This window comes from Chelatococcus sp. YT9, assembly GCF_018398315.1.
GTDB lineage: Bacteria > Pseudomonadota > Alphaproteobacteria > Rhizobiales > Beijerinckiaceae > Chelatococcus.
In genome coordinates, this window is sequence record NZ_JAHBRW010000001.1 from 1,459,467 (window position 1) to 1,476,201 (window position 16,735).

The following is a 16,735-nucleotide window of genomic DNA, read 5'->3' on the forward strand; positions in this document are numbered from 1 at the left end:
TTTTCATTTGATATCAAAGCGAATCGGGATGGCGAGGGGGATCGTGGCCCCCCCTATGTCGGCTGGCGGTGCTGGAACAGGACTGGCCCTCCGGACAATCGCGACAGCTTCCTGGTCCAAGAGCGCGGCGCCTGAACTCCGGGCGACACGGGCAGATAAAACACGCCCTGAGCGGTCGATTGTGAAGGCGACAACCGGATTGCCCTGCTGACCTCTCGCCTGCGCGGCGCCGGGGAAGCGGGAATAACGCCGCAGATGCGCACTCACAAAGCCTTTCCAGTTCGCTGACGCGCGCGAAGGCGCCTGCGTCACGCCTTGTGACGGCGCGGCGGCGGTCTGCGCGCGCGGGGCGTCGCTGGTCGGTGGCGCGGAATTTCGATCCGAACGCTTGTCCTTGCGCTCAACCTCACGACGACGCTCGAGCCGGCGAACCCTCGGCGGCTCCTTCTTTTCAATCTTCTTCACCTCCTTCTTGACCTCCTTGGGCGGAAGCGGAGGCGCTGGCGGCGTCAGGACAGCGGCGGCGTTGGGCACATCTGGCAGTTCCGGCACGTCGACGTCCGGCGCCTCCACCATCGGGCGCGGCGGCTCCGGTTTCGGTGGCAGTGGCTCAGGCTCGGGTTCGGGTGGAGGCGGCTCTGGTGCGGGCGGCGCTGGCTCAGGCGGTAGAGGCGGTTCCGGTTCCGGCGTTTCAACAGGTGGCTCGATCGGCTTTTCCGGTTCGGGCTCGGCTTCCACCATCAGCGGCCCGACTTCCGTTTCCGGTGGCGCTTCAGGAGACACCGGGAGGGGTGCCAGCTCGATCAGCACGGCCGCACCGGTCGGGTCGGTCGGGCCAGGATCCTGCGGCCAGTTCATGACGCTCCAGGCACCCGCCGCATGGGCGGTGACCACCAGCAATGCGGCCAGCCCCCAGCGGGCGACTTGACGGGGCGCCCCCTCCTCCCACCGGGAAGCTCCCAAGGGCAACTGCGAACTCACTGTGCCGCCCCGGGAGCCGCGGCCGCAGGTGCGCCCCGACTTGACGCGTCTTGGCTTGAAGCCGGAGCAGCTTGGCCCGGAGCAGCTTGGCCCGGAGCACCCTGACTTGGCGCACCTTCAAGGCCCACCAGCCCTATCTTGAGATAGCCCGCGGATCGCAGGAGGTTCATCACCTCCATGACGTCGCCATAGGGCACGGCCTTGTGGGCCCGCACGAAGACACGTTCCTCGCGATTGTTGTCGGTCTGCGCATCAAGGGCCATTTGGAGCATGCTGCGGTCCGTAGGCGTATCGCCGAGGGCGAGCGTCAGATCCTCCTTGACGGTCAGGAAAAGCGGCTTTTCCGGGCGGGGTTGCGGCTGCGCGTTGGAGGTCGGCAAATCCACCGCGACATCCACAGTCGAAAGCGGCGCGGCGACCATGAAGATGATCAGCAAGACCAGCATCACGTCGATGAAGGGCGTGACGTTGATCTCGTGGTTGTCAGCGAGCTCCTCGTCGCGATGATCCAGACGGACACCCATGACGGCTTACTCGGCAGCGGCGAACAGGCCGGGCTTGCGCCGCCCGTTCGCGGCAGCGCGGCGATCGAGATCGCGCGACAGGTGGCGCAGCACTTCGGTGCCTGCGTCGGCGAGCATGGCCCGATAGCCGGTGATGCCGCGGGCGAAGACGTTATAGATGATCACGGCGGGAATAGCCGCAACAAGGCCGATCGCCGTCGCGAGCAGCGCCTCGGCAATGCCGGGCGCGACCACCGCCAGGTTAGTCGTGTTCGACTTCGCTATACCGATGAACGAATTCATGATGCCCCAGACGGTGCCGAACAAGCCAACGAAGGGTGCGGTAGCGCCGATCGTCGCGAGAAGCCCGGTTCCGCGTGTCATGAGCCGGCCGGCCCGAGCCTCGATCCGTGACAAGGCCGCTGACGCGCGCTCCTTGATGCCGTCGGCAGGCAGGTCCGCCGAAACCTCCTCCTCCTGCTTGGCCGCGCGAACGAGAGCCGCAACCACGCCCCCATCCAGCCCGCCCTGCCTGAGGTTGCTTTCAGCTTCCACCAGGCTGCGCGCTTCGAGGAGGCCGGTGAGCGAGCGGCGCGCACGGCGCTTGGCGGCGGCAAGCTCTATGCTTTTGGCAAGCCACACCGTCCAGGTGATCAGGGAGGCGAAGGCAAGACCAACCATCACGGCTTTCACGACGAGATCCGCCTGCATGAACATGCCCCAGGGGGACAGATCATGCGGCAATCCGCCGGCAATAGGGCCTTGCAGGGATGGCGCCTCCGGCAGCACAGCTTCCGTTGCCGGCGCAGAGGTCGGCACCCCGTTACCTGTCTGCGCCTGCGTGGTAAGCGCCTGACCGTTGAGAGCCTCCCGGCCATTCGGCGTGCTCGAAGGCTGCGGAATTGGAGGCTGTATCGCGGCCGGCGAAGCAGCGGTCGGCATGGTCACCGGATTCTGCCTCATCGGCGACGGCCCCACAGCCGGGTGTCCGGCAGGAAGTTGAACGGACGTAGCGCCGGTCCCGCTGCTCTGCACGGGCTGGGGCTGCTGCGCCGCAAGCGGGCTGAAGCAAGCCGCAGCGATCAAGAGGGCGCAGCCACATATGAGGCGGTGAGGCCAATGTTTCGACCGGGATGCGACGCTCAGCGGAGAGGGCATGTTGAGCCGGAGCGCCAGGGCCATCGGCTTCATCACTCCCACCGCGGAAGACGGGCGAGAGTGATCGACATGCGTCAGTCCGTGAATCGCAGGCATGAGCCACATCCCTATTGGCATCTAGCAGATTGGCCACTGGCTGGCTGATCCGGCCGAAGCAGGAATTGGCTGGCTTGCGGTATATTCAGACGTCGTAAAGCAGCGGAGCGGTTATTCCTCTCCCTCGCTCGCTCTCACATACGTCAAATATTAGGGCTAGGAATAGTCCATCAGAGCATGGCTGCCTAGTTTCTATATCACTTTAGATATATTCAAAACTAAGAACATCCGCTCTATATCTTAGAACTCATCTAATTACAGGATCAGCCCTAGTCTTCAGCTGGAGCTTTCTTGAAATCACCTTCGCTGACCCCTCGACGCCAGTAGGCAACAGCGAGATGGCTGCTGCGGTCAAGGTTCATATCTTTGCGCCAGTAGCTGCGGATGGCACGAAAGGCTTCGAACTCGACCCCCGCCCAAGCGAAGACGCTTCCCTCCGATGGCCATTCGATCGCACGTACCGCATCCGGCAGCAGAGTCGTGGAGCCGGGTTCCGCGCCGTTGCGATGAAGAAAGCGCAAGGAGATTCCAGGTGGGTGCTGGATGATCTGCTCCTCGCTGACGTCGCTCACCTCGACCAGTGCGATCCCTCGAGCGGTCGCGGGCATGGCCTCCAGGATGCGCGCGATAGCCGGGAAGGCGGTCTCATCCCCGACAAGGCAATACCAATCAGCCTCGGCGATCCCCCGCCCGCCAGGCCCCATCACGCCGATAACGTCTCCCGGCTGCGCGCGCAGCGCGAAAGCGGCCCCCGGTCCGGCGTCCTCATGCATGACGAAATCGACGTCGAGCTCGCCTGCCCGCACATCGACGCGCCGGACCGTATAGGTGCGCACCGTCGGCCGACGCTCGCCCTCAGGCCAGACCGGCAAGCCATTGCGTCCCATTACCGGCCACGCCGGCTCCAAGCCGGCAGGGGGAAGCAGGAGCTTGACGTGAAAGTTACTGCTGTCGAAACGCGCCAGATCCTGACCCGCGAGCGTGATCCGGCGCAGATGTGGCGTTATATCCGCTATCCTCGACACAAGCATCTCGCGAAAATTCAAAAGTTCCGTGCGGTCACAGCCATCGCCCGTCCAGGCGATGTCCGGCTTCTCGGCCTTCGCCAGTTCCTCGAAACGCAGCGCCAACAGGAACTTCACCCGGGCGAGCGATGCCTCATCGGCAGCCTCGGCCCGCAGCATGATGCTGCCGACGCCTGCTTCGAGAATTCCAGATCCGAAAGTGAAATCCGCCCGTCCGGCGCTCTCGCTCCAGGTAATCTTGGCATGGTCCTGTGCAAGGCGTTCGCAGAGTGTCGCGATGACATGTGACGAGAGGCTCGTGCGGACCCGCGCTTCACAGACCAATGTGGCCATCGGTTTAATCTCCTTAGCACTCGCAGCGCGCTGTTTCGATGCCGCGGGCCTTCCCGCCGACCTGCCGTGATCCGGCAAATCCATGCGGCGGCCGCACCTGGCCAGACCTCCGCTTCATTTTGGAGGACGCCCGCATCCGAGCGCTTTTTGCGCGCATTCAGCGGCGCAGCGCAAGAGCTAAGTAACGGAACTGATTATATTTTAACTGTTCTACATCGAAAGCGGCCGGTTAAAGCGCGGTATTTCATCTCGTTAGCCGGCATCTGGTGAAACACACGAAATGTATGTTTTCAAGCTCGATCGATATGGCCGAGATCACGCCCCGGCTCAAGCTGGTCGCGAACGCGTTGCTTCAGAGTTTTTACATCTGGAAAGCCATTGTCCCTCTGGCGCTCCCAAATAACGACATCATTGCAGTCGATCTGGAAAACACCGCCGGTGCCCGGAACAAGAGCGACCTCGCCGAGATCCGCACCGAATGTCGACAGAAGCTCCTGCGCCATCCAGCCGGCCCGCAGCAACCATTGGCACTGGGTGCAGTAGGTGATGACGATGCGCGGCTTGTTCGTGTCCGTCATGGCTTTCCGCTCGCGGTTCGGCGATGGATATGTCTCGCATAGGATGCCTAGGCGCAAGCCTACGTGCAAGCTCCACGCAAGCAGGGCGGCCAAAGCGCCTGACGAACCGCGTGAGCCCCCGATCACAGGGGCACTCACTTGGCCAAGCAATCGGACTGAGTTCAGAGTATAGGACAAGTCCTGAATCTGCCGCGCCATGAGCGTGGAACATACCGGCGCCACAAGTGGGCTTCGCCTCCGCCGAAATGCCCGAATTCCCACGGCGGTGCCACTGGGCGGAATTGCTTCCAGAACTGAACGGTATTGCGGACAAGCGCGTCGGTTTGGTTTCTATAGATCCAACGGAGCTCAGAGCCTGTGCAGGAGCGGGACTTGTCGCCCTTGTCCTTGAAGTCCAGTTTCCGACCACCGTGCCATGTCGCGTTCTTTTCCACAACCGCAGCCATATCCAATTGATCGAGAATGAAATGGGCAGCTATCGTAAACTTGCCGGTGGCGGCCCAGTGTAATCCGCCTTTGCATTTCCGCCGCAAAGTCTCTGATGAGTAAACCGGCCAATCCCTTCGCAACTCATACGTGCCGTCAAGAGCAGAGCAATAGACTGGATGGCGGCGCAATGCCCTCCAAAAATCGGCCTGCCGATGAGATAAGGGGTTGAAGTCGTCGGTGCTCCCCCGATCGCGAGCTTCCTCTTCCGACAACGAATAGCTGTCGATCATCGGGAATGGCTCTTCGGATAACTCCGCGTCCAGCCCCCAATGTCCGCAGTATGCCGCCCTTGGAAGGCGCAGGCCATACAGAAGATCACCTCGCTCATATCGCTCTTTGAAAGGGGGATCCATGGGCATAGATGCCGCCGCCATATTTGGAGTGAAACCATGCCTCCACATCGAACAATCAAAATACAAGTAATATGATTGTGCGAAGAGAGGCGTACACTCCAAATAGATATACGCGTCATATATCGATATGCGCTGCAATGACTGCAGGATCGACATCAGATAGCGTCGCCGGGGACCATCGCGGAGTTCTGTCCTTATCGATGACCGCTGCTCGTACGCCCTCATAGAAATCATGGCCCCGAAGGGTTTGGCAGGCAGCAGCGTACTCCGCATCGAGGCAAGCCTCGAGGGACGTGGCCAAACGAGCCCGGCGCAGGAGAGCCAACGTGACCTTCACACTTGTTGGCGAACGACTGAGGATCGTCTCTGCCGTTTCCAGCGCGAACGGTGAACGGTTAACCTTCAGCATCTGGATGATTGCTGAGGCATCATCGTTGCTCATCAATTGATCGATAAGGGGCTGTTCTGCCGAAAGCTTGGACGCCCCCGCAGGCTGCGCAAGCGCGGCGATGACTGCTTCCACGTCGGAACCCGTCGCGCCGGCCGGCAGCGCCAAGAGGCCCGCCAGAAGTTGGCTTTTATGGGTTGAAGGCATGAAATGGTCGGCGAAGCCGGTGAATATGGCATCAGCCGCATCCACGCTGTTACCGGTAAGCCCCATGTAAGTGCCGGTCTCGCCCGGCGCGCGCGCCAACAGCCACGTCCCACCGACATCGGGAATGAAGCCGATGCCGGTTTCCGGCATCGCCAGGCGGGTGCGTTCTGTGACGATCCGATGGCTTCCGTGGGCCGATAACCCGACGCCGCCGCCCATGGTTATTCCATCCATGAAGGCGACATAGGGCTTTACGAACCCGGCAATTCGCGCATTTACCGCATATTCGGTGCGCCAAAAGGCCTCGGCGCGGCCGTCGTGGGCGCGGCCACTATCGGCGACCGCGCGGATATCACCACCAGCGCAGAAGCCACGCTCGCCGGCCCCGTCTATGAAGACAAGCCCGATCGCTCCGTCCCGCTCGGCCCGATCCAGCGCGGCGGCCAGGATCTCCACCATTTCAAGCGTCAGACTATTGAGCGCCTTGGGGCGATTGAGCCTGATATGCAAAAGGCTCTTCCGACGCGCCACGAGAACGGGCGCGTCGGGGTCGTCCCACGTCACGTCTTGATCGCTGTCAGGTCCCTGCACGCTTGTTCAGCCGGTTTGCGACAAGATCATCGACCACTCCCGGGTCCGCCAGGGTTGATGTATCGCCGAGGCTCCCATGTTCATCCTCGGCGATCTTGCGGAGGATGCGTCGCATGATCTTCCCAGAGCGCGTCTTCGGCAACCCCGGGGCGAACTGAATCAGATCAGGCGTGGCAATCGGCCCTATCTCATGGCGTACCCAGGCCACGAGTTCCTTTCGCAGGTTCTCGGAGGGCTCGACGCCAACCATCAGCGTGACATAGGCGTAAATGCCCTGGCCCTTGATGTCGTGAGGATAACCCACGACGGCCGCTTCCGAGACGTTGTCATGGGCAACGAGGGCCGACTCGACCTCAGCGGTGCCAAGCCGGTGACCGGACACATTGAGGACATCGTCGACGCGGCCGGTGATCCAATAATAGCCGTCCTCATCGCGCCGGCAGCCGTCACCCGTGAAATAACGGTTCGGATAGGCGGAGAAATAGGTGTCCATGAAACGTGCATGGTCCCCATAGACCGTGCGCATCTGTCCTGGCCAGGAATCCGCCAGCACGAGATTGCCAGCCCCTGCCCCTTCGATAATCTTGCCGTCAGCGTCGAGTAGCTCTGGGCGGACGCCGAAGAAGGGGCGTGTAGCCGAGCCGGGCTTGAGATCTGTTGCGCCGGGTAGCGGTGAAATCAGGGTCGCGCCGGTCTCTGTCTGCCACCATGTGTCGACGATCGGGCAGCGGCCGTCACCCACGACGCGATGATACCACTCCCACGCCTCCGGATTGATCGGCTCGCCCACGGAGCCCAAGAGCCGCAAGGAAGCGCGGGACGTTTGCTTCACCGGTTCGTCGCCGGCCTGCATCAGCGCGCGCAGCGCGGTCGGGGCGGTGTAGAAGATGTTGACCTTATGCTTGTCCACCACTTCCCACATGCGGGACTTGGTCGGATAGGTGGGAATTCCCTCAAACATCAAGGTCTTGGCGCCATTGGCCAGTGGCCCATACACGATATAGCTGTGGCCCGTGACCCAGCCCACGTCGGCCGTGCACCAATACACCTCATCGCCATGGTAGTCGAAGATGTACTGGAAGGTCATCGAAGCATACACGAGGTAGCCGCCGGTTGTGTGCAGCACTCCCTTGGGCTTCCCCGTAGAGCCGGATGTATAGAGGATGAACAGCGGATCTTCGGCGTTCATCTCCTCACAGGGACATTCTGCGGTGACCAACGCTGCCGCCTCGTGCAGCCACACGTCGCGGCCCGGCTCCATATTCACCGGCGAGCCGGTGCGTTTGACGACGATCACATGCTCCACGCCGCCTGCAATGGCGATCGCTTCATCGACATTCACCTTGAGCGGCACCTTACGGCCGCCGCGCACCCCTTCGTCCGCGGTGATCACCACTTTCGATCCACAGTCGGTGATACGGCCGGCCAACGAATCCGGCGAGAAGCCTCCGAATACGACCGAATGCACAGCTCCAAGCCGGGCGCAGGCGAGCATGGCATAGGCCGCTTCGGGGATCATCGGCATGTAAATCGTGACCCGATCGCCTTTTTCCACGCCTCTCAGGCGCAGGACATTGGCGAGCCGGGCAACTTCGTCATGGAGTTCCTGATAGGTGATGTACTTGTGTTCGCCGGGATCATCGCCCTCCCAGATGATCGCGACCTGGTCCGCACGTTCTGGCAGATGCCGATCGATGCAATTGTACGCGACGTTGGTAACGCCATCCTCATACCACCGGATTGAGACCGCCCCGGGCGCAAAGCTCGTGTTCTTGACCTTGGTATAGGGCGTGAACCAGTGAATGCGCCGCCCGTGCTCGCCCCAGAAGGCTTCAGGATCGTCGATGGACGCCTGGTACATGGCTTCGTAACGCGCCTTGTTGACATAAGCGCGGGCAGCCCATTCCGCGGGCACCGGATAAATCTTGTCCGACATTGGTTTCCTCCCGGTCGGCTTATGAAACGGACGCTGACGCTACCAACCGCGGCTCAGTTGATTATGCGAATCGGCCTATCAATCGGCAAGCGCAACGCATGCCGGTCTGCATTGGAATAAAGGCTACAACGGTTTGAAATCACTAGGACCTTAGTAGAAGCTGCCAAGTGTCGCACACGTGCGACAATCCTTCGCGGCAGTTTCAGCCCTGCAGACGACGGCAAAGCGCGTCAAGCTGATCCAAGGTGAGATAGCGGATCCGCATTTCGCCACCACGTGCCTGATGGTTGATGGTCACCGCCAGCCCCAGAACATCCTCAAGCGCTTTTTCGAGAGCCCGCGTATCTGGGTCCTTTTCCGCCTTCGCGCGAGCGCGCGGCACACTCGCCTTTCCGCCATCGCGCGCCTCGTCCTGGGCGATGCGCTCGACGTCACGGACATTGAGTCCTTTTTCGATGACTTGCCGCGCGACAGTCTCCGGATCTTCCAAGCCGAGCAGAGCCCGCGCGTGGCCGGCTGACAGCTGACCGTCATTCACAAGCTCCTTCACACCGGCTGGGAGCTTGAGCAATCGGAGCGTATTCGCGACATGGCTCCGGCTTTTGCCGATAACTTGGGCCAGATCGTTTTGCGTATAGTCAAAGTCGGCAATGAGCCGTTCGTAGCCCGCCGCCTCTTCCATCGGATTGAGGTCCGCTCGCTGCACGTTCTCGATGATGGCGATCTCAAGAGCGGTCTTATCGTCCGCCTCGATAACCACCACGGGAACCTCGTGCAGACCGGCACGCTGGGCCGCACGCCAGCGACGCTCGCCGGCAATGATCTCAAAGACATCGATCAAATGGGGTAGCGACCGGACAACGATGGGCTGAATTACGCCCCGCTGCTTGATCGAATCAGCGAGTTCGGCCAAGTCCTCGTCGACAAAGGCCTTCCGCGGATTGCGCGGGTTCGGCCGCAGAAACTCCACGGGAACGAGGCGTTGACCGGGTGCGCGCGTACGTTCCAACGCGCCAAACTCCTCGCCGACATCGCCGATGAGAGCAGCTAGGCCTCGGCCAAGACGGGAACGTGCGGGATCATCGGCCATAGGAATTCTCCAGAACGACGGGGCCTGCAATCAGGCTGCGCACAAGCTACGCTCGCGCTGAATCACTTCGGACGCCAATTTGAGATAAGCCTGAGCTCCCGCGCATTTGAGATCGTAGAGCAAAACGGGCTTACCATGTGAAGGCGCTTCGGATACCCGAACATTCCGGGGTATGACCGTGTCATAAACCTTCTGGCCCATGAACTGCCTGACATCAGCGACCACTTGGCCCGCAAGATTGTTACGGGGGTCGTACATTGTCAGGACAACGCCATGGATCGTGAGCCGTGGATTAAGCGCGGCCCGAACCTGATCCACGGTCTTCAGGAGTTGGCTAAGCCCTTCCAGGGCAAAAAATTCGCATTGGAGCGGCACCACAACTGCATCGGCGGCTGTCAGCGCATTGATGGTAAGTAGGTTGAGAGAAGGCGGACAGTCGATCAGCACATAGGTAAAACCGCCGGTATGGCCGTCCGAAGATGGCAATGCCGAAACGGTCTTGATTGCCTGCATCAATCGATGCGCTCGATCGCGTGATGAAGCGATCTCGAGCTCTACACCTAGAAGATCGAGCGTCGATGGGGCCACCGCCAGATTGGGAACGGCGGTATCGATGACTGCGTCTGCCAGCTGGGCAGCCCCTGTCATAACATCATAGGTCGAAATACGACGGCTGCGGCGATCAATCCCCAAACCGGTCGTTGCGTTACCCTGCGGGTCGAGATCTATGATCAATACACGTTCACCGATGGCCGCAAGCGCGGTGCCAAGGTTTATCGCCGTTGTAGTTTTACCGACGCCCCCCTTCTGATTCGCCAGAGCGAGAACACGTACGGCCTGGGAATGCAGCCTCTGGATCGGCTCCACCTGTGGTGGCTCGATGGTATGGCTATCGGTCATTGCGTCGCCTATCCCCGCTCAAGCTCAGAGGCCGCGCTCACGATGAGAATCCGCGCTTCGGGATCCGTTAAGCTCGGCGCGATATCGGCCGTGATTCTCCAAGATTTAGCGGCCTCGGTCAATTCGGCATCGAGATCCTGGCCCTTCGGAAATATCCCGACTGCTCCGGTTCTCAACAGATCTTTGACCATTGGCATTAATCGGACCACTGGCGCCAAGGCGCGCGCCGTCACGACCTCCACCTGCCCGGCAAACTGATTCGCCACATTTTCAATGCGGCCCTCGTGAACGTGAGCCGGTGCGCCGGTCGCGCGAATAGCAGCCCGCAAAAACGCACATTTCCGGCTGTTGCTCTCGACCAGATGGACTTCTGCCTCCTCAGATTCGCTGAGGAGAATTGCGATGACGAGCCCCGGCAGCCCAGCGCCCGATCCAAGATCGAGCCACCGGCGCGCGGCGGGCCGGAGGCGGAGAAGCTGCGCCGAGTCAGCGATGTGCCGTCCCCAGATGTCGTCCAGGGTTCCTGGCCCCACCAAGTTCTTGATCGATTGCCACCGCCGAAGCTCGTTGACGTAGGCGCGGAGCTTGGCCTCGGTTTCACGTGAAACACCAGCGACACTGGTAATGTCCAGACCGCCGTTATCGCTCGCTGACGCCATCAACCTGAACTGCCCGATTGTTGCGGATAAGAATCGATAACGCTTCTATATCACCGCGAGCGTCGATGCGAAATGACCGCTACGTAACGGTTGCGAATCGACCGCCTTTCCCAAGTGCTATCCCAGCGAGAATCGTCATCGCCGCAGGCGTCATACCTTCGATCCGAGCCGCCTGTCCAAGCGTTTCAGGCTGAACCTCCACGAGCTTCTGCCTGATTTCATTGGACAGCCCCGGCATGGTCAAGAAATCGACCGCCGGAAGCTTAACTGCTTCATCAGCACGATACGTGGCGATGTCAGCAGCTTGACGTTCGGTATAGACTGCGTACGTCGCATCGGCTTCCAGGCGAGCAGCCAAGCGGTCGGGCACAGTGGACAGCTCGGGCCATATGCCGGCGAGCCTCCTCATATCAACGCCGGGGTAGGATAGAATCTGGAAGGCCGAACGCCGCTGTCCATCCCGGTTGAGCGACAAGCCGAACTTCTCTGCCTGATTGGGAGTCAAGTCGAGAGAGCGGAGTTGCGCGCGTAGGCGGACCAGCGATTCCTGCGAGGCGCGGAAGGATTCCGCTCGTTCACTTCCGATGCACCCTATCGCAAGACCACGAGGGGTTAATCGCTCATCGGCGTTGTCGGAGCGGAGGGTCAGCCGGTACTCCGATCGAGATGTGAACATGCGGTATGGCTCACTCACTCCTTGGGTGACGAGGTCATCAACCATAACGCCCATATAGCTCTCGGCGCGGTCGAAGATAATCTCCGGCTGGTTACCTGCGCGACGCGCCGCATTAAGTCCCGCGATCAATCCCTGAGCGCCCGCTTCCTCGTAGCCGGTCGTACCGTTGATCTGGCCGGCAAGGAAGAGCCCGCGGCAAGTTTTGACCTCCAGGGTAGCTCTCAGATTGCGTGGATCGACATAGTCATACTCGATAGCATAGCCGGGCCTCAGAACAGCCGCTCGCTCAAGGCCGGGAATGGTCGCGATAAACGCGCGTTGAACGTCCTCCGGCAAAGACGTCGAAATCCCATTGGGGTAGACCGTTGGATCGTCCAACCCCTCTGGTTCGAGGAAAATCTGGTGCCCATCTCGATCACCAAAGCGCGTAATCTTGTCCTCAACGGAAGGGCAATAACGCGGGCCTCTGCCAGTGATTGAGCCCGAGTACATTGCTGACCGATGGATATTCTCGCGGATGACCGCGTGGGTCGCCTCGGTTGTCCGCGTAATGCCGCACTCTATCTGAGGCGTTGTGATGCGGCCGGTCAGCGTCGAAAAGGGCTCGGGCGGGTCATCGCCCGCCTGCATCTCCACAATGGCCCAATCGATCGTCCGCCCGTCAAGGCGGGCCGGAGTGCCTGTTTTCAATCGTCCAAGCGATAAGCCCAGCTGCATCAAGCTCGTAGAAAGGCCGTTCACCGGAGCTTCGCCATAGCGGCCTCCGGCGCGCTTCACCTCGCCTATATGGATCAACCCGCGCAGGAACGTTCCTGTTGTAATCACGACAGAACCGCAGCCGACGTCACGACCGTCGGCCAGTCGCACGCCGGAAACGCTGTTTTCCGAGAAGATAATCCTGTCTACTTCCGCTTCGAGGATTGTCAGATTCGCCGTGGCATCCAAGGCCTGCTGAACAGCCTGGGCGTAGAGCTTGCGGTCGGCCTGCGCACGAGGTCCGCGCACAGCTGGGCCCTTGCGGCGGTTGAGAACGCGGAACTGGATGCCGGCCGCGTCGGCCGCTCGCCCCATAACACCATCAAGAGCGTCGATCTCCCGGACCAGATGGCCCTTACCGAGCCCACCTATCGCCGGGTTACATGACATCGCGCCAATGGTCGCGCGACTATGCGTTATAAGCGCGGTCCTGGCACCCAGACGCGCGGATGCGGCCGCGGCCTCAGTCCCGGCATGGCCACCACCTACAACAACCACATCAAACTTCGTCAACATATGGATCTCCAGCCGGATCCCAGAACTTCTGACGTCTGCGTCGCTCACCCCGTTTCACGTGAAACAGCGGAACGATGGCTTATTTTCCAATACAAAACGACGAGAAGATCCGGTCGAGGATCTCCTCGACTCCCACATGGCCTGTCACACGCCCTAGATCTCGCAAAGCAAGCCGAAGATCCTCCGCGAGAAGCTCAGTAGGTTTGTGTGGCTCCAATCCTCGCTGAAGCGCCGCGAGCGCCCTGGTCAACGCGTCTCGATGGCGCTCGCGGGTAACCAGCGCTGAACCGTTACCGAGCGCTTCCCGGGCGCGTTCGGCGACCTCGTCCAAAAGCTCGGCTATACCTCGGTCTTTCGTTGAAGAAATAACCAACCCGGAAAATCCTTGAGGCGCGTCCTCAACGTCGCTTTTTGTCCATATCTGCAAAGTCGGCGTTTGCCAATCAGCCGCTTGGGGGGCTGAGTCGAACGCCTGTAGCGAAAGCACCAAATCTGCACGCTGCGCCCGAACGAGGGCGCGGCGAATACCCTCCTTCTCCACCGCGTCGTCGGTAACGCGGAGGCCCGCTGTGTCGATCAGCATGACCGGAAGCCCGTCGATATCGAGCGCGGTCTCCAATATGTCCCGGGTTGTACCGGGAATGGGCGTCACGATCGCAGCTTCCCTTTGCAGCAAACGATTAAACAGAGTGGACTTACCGGAGTTGGGGGCCCCAGCGATGACAACCGTGAAGCCCTCGCGGAGGCGCTCGCCGCGACGGCCGTCGGCGATCGCCGCAGCAATCTCATCCCGAACCGCCATAATCCGCGGCGCTACCGCCTCAGCCAAGCGATCTGGCACATCGGCCTCGTCGGAGAAATCGAGGTCAGCCTCAACTTCCGCCAAGCAATCTGCAAGACGGTTCCGCCAGTCCAAAATGACGACGGAAAGGGCGCCGTCCATCTGACGTTGGGCTTGCCGGCGTTGCAGCTCGGTCTGCGCCTCCACGAGATCGGCAATGCCCTCCGCTTCACTCAGATCAAGGCGCCCGGCGAGAAATGCACGACGCGAGAATTCGCCCGGCTCAGCAAGGCGGCAACCCGGTATGGCCAACAGCGCGCTGATGACAGCCCTGATCACGGCGGTCCCGCCATGAACATGAAACTCAGCCATGTCTTCGCCGGTGAAGCTCGCTGGCTCCGGAAACCAGAAGACGAGCCCACGATCTAGGATTTCTTCTGTGGCTGGCGCGCGGAGGTACCGCAGGGATGCGCGACGCGGTGCCGGGCACCCCCGCGCGATCGTTTCGAGTGCGAATCGGCTGGCGGGGCCCGACAGGCGCAGTATTGCCACTGCTGAACGGACCGGGCCGGTTGCGAGGGCGAGGATCGTTTCCCTTCCCGTGGCGTTCTCATGATGTAGGGGGGCCATACCGGTCATCAGAACAAGTCAGCCTTCGTCTATTCGGTCTGGTTTGAGCGGAAAGGCGTGGCACACTGCATTAAGCAACGGAGCTCCGATATGAACCGCCTGGGTAACCAGACCAGTCCCTATCTCTTGCAGCACCGACACAATCCGGTCGACTGGTGGCCCTGGGGAGCCGATGCTCTCGCGGCGGCCCGCCGGGAGGGCAAGCCTATTCTCCTATCGGTGGGCTATGCGGCCTGCCACTGGTGCCACGTCATGGCACACGAAAGCTTCGAAGACCCCGGGACAGCCGCGGTCATGAACGAACTCTTCGTCAATATCAAGGTCGATCGCGAGGAGCGGCCGGATGTGGATCAAATCTACATGCAGGCGCTCCATATGCTCGGCGAACAGGGGGGCTGGCCGCTCACCATGTTCCTGACACCTGACGGCGAGCCATTCTGGGGTGGAACCTACTTCCCGAAGACCGCACGTTTCGGGCGCCCGTCTTTCGTCGCCGTGCTTCGAGAGGTTGCTCGACTGGTCCGTGAGGAACCTGGACGAATCGCGCACAACCGAAATGCTCTGCTCCAGAATCTCCGCGCGACCGTGGCCGCGAGCCCCGATGCCTCTCTTGGGGAGAAGTGGTTGCTGGAGGTGGGATCAGCTCTTAAGCGCGCTTTTGACCCCGTCCATGGCGGGCTGAAAGGTGCGCCTAAATTCCCAAATCCCATGCTTCTCGAGTTCCTGTGGCGCCACGCCGTGTCATCACACGACACGGAAGCAATGGCCCTGTTCCAGTTATCGATGGAGCAGATGGCGCGTGGAGGTATCCACGACCATCTCGGCGGAGGGTTCGCCCGCTACTCCGTGGACGATCGGTGGCTCGTGCCGCATTTCGAGAAGATGCTCTATGACAATGCGCAACTCCTGCCCCTGTTCGCGCTCGCCGCGGTGAAAACCGGTAGCGCCCTCTGCAGAGAGGCGGCAGAAGGAATCGTCGCCTGGTTGAACCGGGAAATGCGCCTTCCTGGCGGCGTCTTTGCGGCGAGCCTAGACGCCGACTCCGAAGGCGAGGAAGGCAAGGCCTATGTGTGGTCTGAAGCCGAAATTGACGAGTTGCTCGGAGCGGAGTCTGCGCTGTTCAAGACGGTCTACGGGGTGACGCAAGAAGGTAATTGGGAAGGCTCCACCATCTTGAACCGGCAGAACCGAGTCATGGTTGATCCCGCCAAAGAGGCCCAATTGGGAAGGCTTCGAGATCGTCTCTTGGAACACCGCAACAAGCGCGTTCAGCCAGGACGGGATGACAAAGTTCTGGCCGATTGGAACGGGCTGATGATTATCGGGCTCGTGCGCGCCGGGCTGCTGCTTGACCGGCCGGACTGGGTTCAGGCGGCGCAAGAGACCTATCGTTTCATACGCGAATCGATGGTTAGAGATGGTCTCCTCGGTCACAGCTGGAGGGATGACCGCTTACTTTTTCCGGGGTTTGCCACAGATCATGCCGCGATGATGCTGGCCGCCGTGACGCTTTACGAAGCGAGCGGAACCCGGCACTACCTTGAGGATGCATCGCGCTGGAGAGATCTGTTAAGAGATCATTACGCAGACGAATCGGGTGTGCTTTACCTGGTCTCGGATAGCGCGGATGATCTGGTAATACGACCGCGGCAGACAACCGACGAGGCCACACCGAATGCAAATGGTCTCTTCGGAGAGTCTCTGGCGAGACTTGCCGCACTTTCGTACGGGACGCCGGATGAGGAACTATCCAGGCTGGCGGGGTATGCGAAGGTCGCACCACTCAACCACGCCTCGATTCTGAACGCGTTGGACTTCTATCTCCATGGCGCGGCTGTTATTGTCGCCGGGTCAGAGAGAGAAGCGCTTCTGGCTGCAGCCCGATCCGTTCCTTATCCGAATCGGACAATTATGGATCTCAAGGACGCCGGTGATCTCCATGCCGATCATCCCGCGAGGACCCAGGCTGAGAGAGCCGGATTGGGAAGCGCCTTCGTTTGTCAGGGGCAGAGTTGCTCGCTCCCTATCAGCGATGCGGCTCTCCTCCGCCAAACTTTGCGGTCGTCCTTGGACAAGACTGAGTGATCCG

Annotated in this window: 14 protein-coding genes; 1 reads left to right on the forward strand and 13 read right to left on the reverse strand. The window is 60.9% G+C overall.

Annotation, left to right across the window (positions count from 1 at the left end; translation table 11 throughout):
• Window positions 1-3: 3 nt before the first annotated feature.
• The 13 genes from KIO76_RS06585 to mnmE all read right to left on the reverse strand — a co-directional run bounded on the left by KIO76_RS06585 (window position 4) and on the right by mnmE (window position 14,655).
• Window positions 4-981: an energy transducer TonB family protein gene (locus tag KIO76_RS06585; RefSeq protein ID WP_291976089.1), complete on the reverse strand. Its 978-nt coding sequence runs from the start codon at window positions 979-981 to the stop codon at window positions 4-6.
• A complete protein-coding gene (exbD, locus tag KIO76_RS06590; protein WP_213322017.1) occupies window positions 978-1,505 on the reverse strand; it encodes a TonB system transport protein ExbD in 528 nt (175 codons plus the stop codon). The genes KIO76_RS06585 and exbD overlap by 4 nt, the downstream gene beginning before the upstream one ends.
• 6 nt (window positions 1,506-1,511) lie before the next feature.
• Complete coding sequence (exbB, locus tag KIO76_RS06595; protein ID WP_249729513.1) at window positions 1,512-2,447, reverse strand: tonB-system energizer ExbB; 936 nt, start codon at window positions 2,445-2,447, stop codon at window positions 1,512-1,514.
• Between the two features lie 560 nt (window positions 2,448-3,007).
• Window positions 3,008-4,096: a siderophore-interacting protein gene (locus KIO76_RS06600; RefSeq protein WP_249729514.1), complete on the reverse strand. Its 1,089-nt coding sequence runs from the start codon at window positions 4,094-4,096 to the stop codon at window positions 3,008-3,010.
• A 290-nt stretch (window positions 4,097-4,386) separates the two neighbouring features.
• On the reverse strand, window positions 4,387-4,674 hold the full coding sequence (locus tag KIO76_RS06605; protein ID WP_213322018.1) for an Rdx family protein: 288 nt from the start codon (window positions 4,672-4,674) through the stop codon (window positions 4,387-4,389).
• Window positions 4,675-4,835: 161 nt separating this feature from the next.
• Entirely contained in the window at window positions 4,836-5,393 is a 558-nt protein-coding gene (locus KIO76_RS06610) for a hypothetical protein (protein ID WP_213322019.1), read from the reverse strand.
• A gap of 238 nt (window positions 5,394-5,631) precedes the next feature.
• Window positions 5,632-6,675, reverse strand: coding sequence for an enoyl-CoA hydratase/isomerase family protein (locus KIO76_RS06615; RefSeq protein ID WP_213322020.1), 1,044 nt, complete (start codon window positions 6,673-6,675; stop codon window positions 5,632-5,634).
• A 13-nt stretch (window positions 6,676-6,688) separates the two neighbouring features.
• Window positions 6,689-8,638 (reverse strand): acetate--CoA ligase, encoded by a 1,950-nt coding sequence (acs, locus tag KIO76_RS06620; protein ID WP_213322021.1) that lies wholly within the window; start codon window positions 8,636-8,638, stop codon window positions 6,689-6,691.
• Between the two features lie 202 nt (window positions 8,639-8,840).
• Window positions 8,841-9,728 carry a ParB/RepB/Spo0J family partition protein gene (locus tag KIO76_RS06625; RefSeq protein ID WP_213322022.1) on the reverse strand — a complete coding sequence of 296 codons (888 nt, stop codon included), beginning with the start codon at window positions 9,726-9,728 and terminating at the stop codon, window positions 8,841-8,843.
• 30 nt (window positions 9,729-9,758) lie between these two features.
• Complete coding sequence (locus KIO76_RS06630; RefSeq protein WP_213322024.1) at window positions 9,759-10,628, reverse strand: ParA family protein; 870 nt, start codon at window positions 10,626-10,628, stop codon at window positions 9,759-9,761.
• Window positions 10,629-10,636: 8 nt separating this feature from the next.
• A complete protein-coding gene (gene rsmG / locus KIO76_RS06635; RefSeq protein ID WP_213322026.1) occupies window positions 10,637-11,287 on the reverse strand; it encodes a 16S rRNA (guanine(527)-N(7))-methyltransferase RsmG in 651 nt (216 codons plus the stop codon).
• 79 nt (window positions 11,288-11,366) lie between these two features.
• Complete coding sequence (mnmG, locus tag KIO76_RS06640; protein WP_213322028.1) at window positions 11,367-13,235, reverse strand: tRNA uridine-5-carboxymethylaminomethyl(34) synthesis enzyme MnmG; 1,869 nt, start codon at window positions 13,233-13,235, stop codon at window positions 11,367-11,369.
• 79 nt (window positions 13,236-13,314) lie between these two features.
• Window positions 13,315-14,655: a tRNA uridine-5-carboxymethylaminomethyl(34) synthesis GTPase MnmE gene (gene mnmE, locus KIO76_RS06645; RefSeq protein ID WP_349629367.1), complete on the reverse strand. Its 1,341-nt coding sequence runs from the start codon at window positions 14,653-14,655 to the stop codon at window positions 13,315-13,317.
• A gap of 81 nt (window positions 14,656-14,736) precedes the next feature.
• Between mnmE and KIO76_RS06650 the strand changes: the two genes are divergently transcribed.
• Entirely contained in the window at window positions 14,737-16,731 is a 1,995-nt protein-coding gene (locus KIO76_RS06650) for a thioredoxin domain-containing protein (RefSeq protein WP_213322032.1), read from the forward strand.
• The last annotated feature ends 4 nt before the right edge of the window (window positions 16,732-16,735 follow it).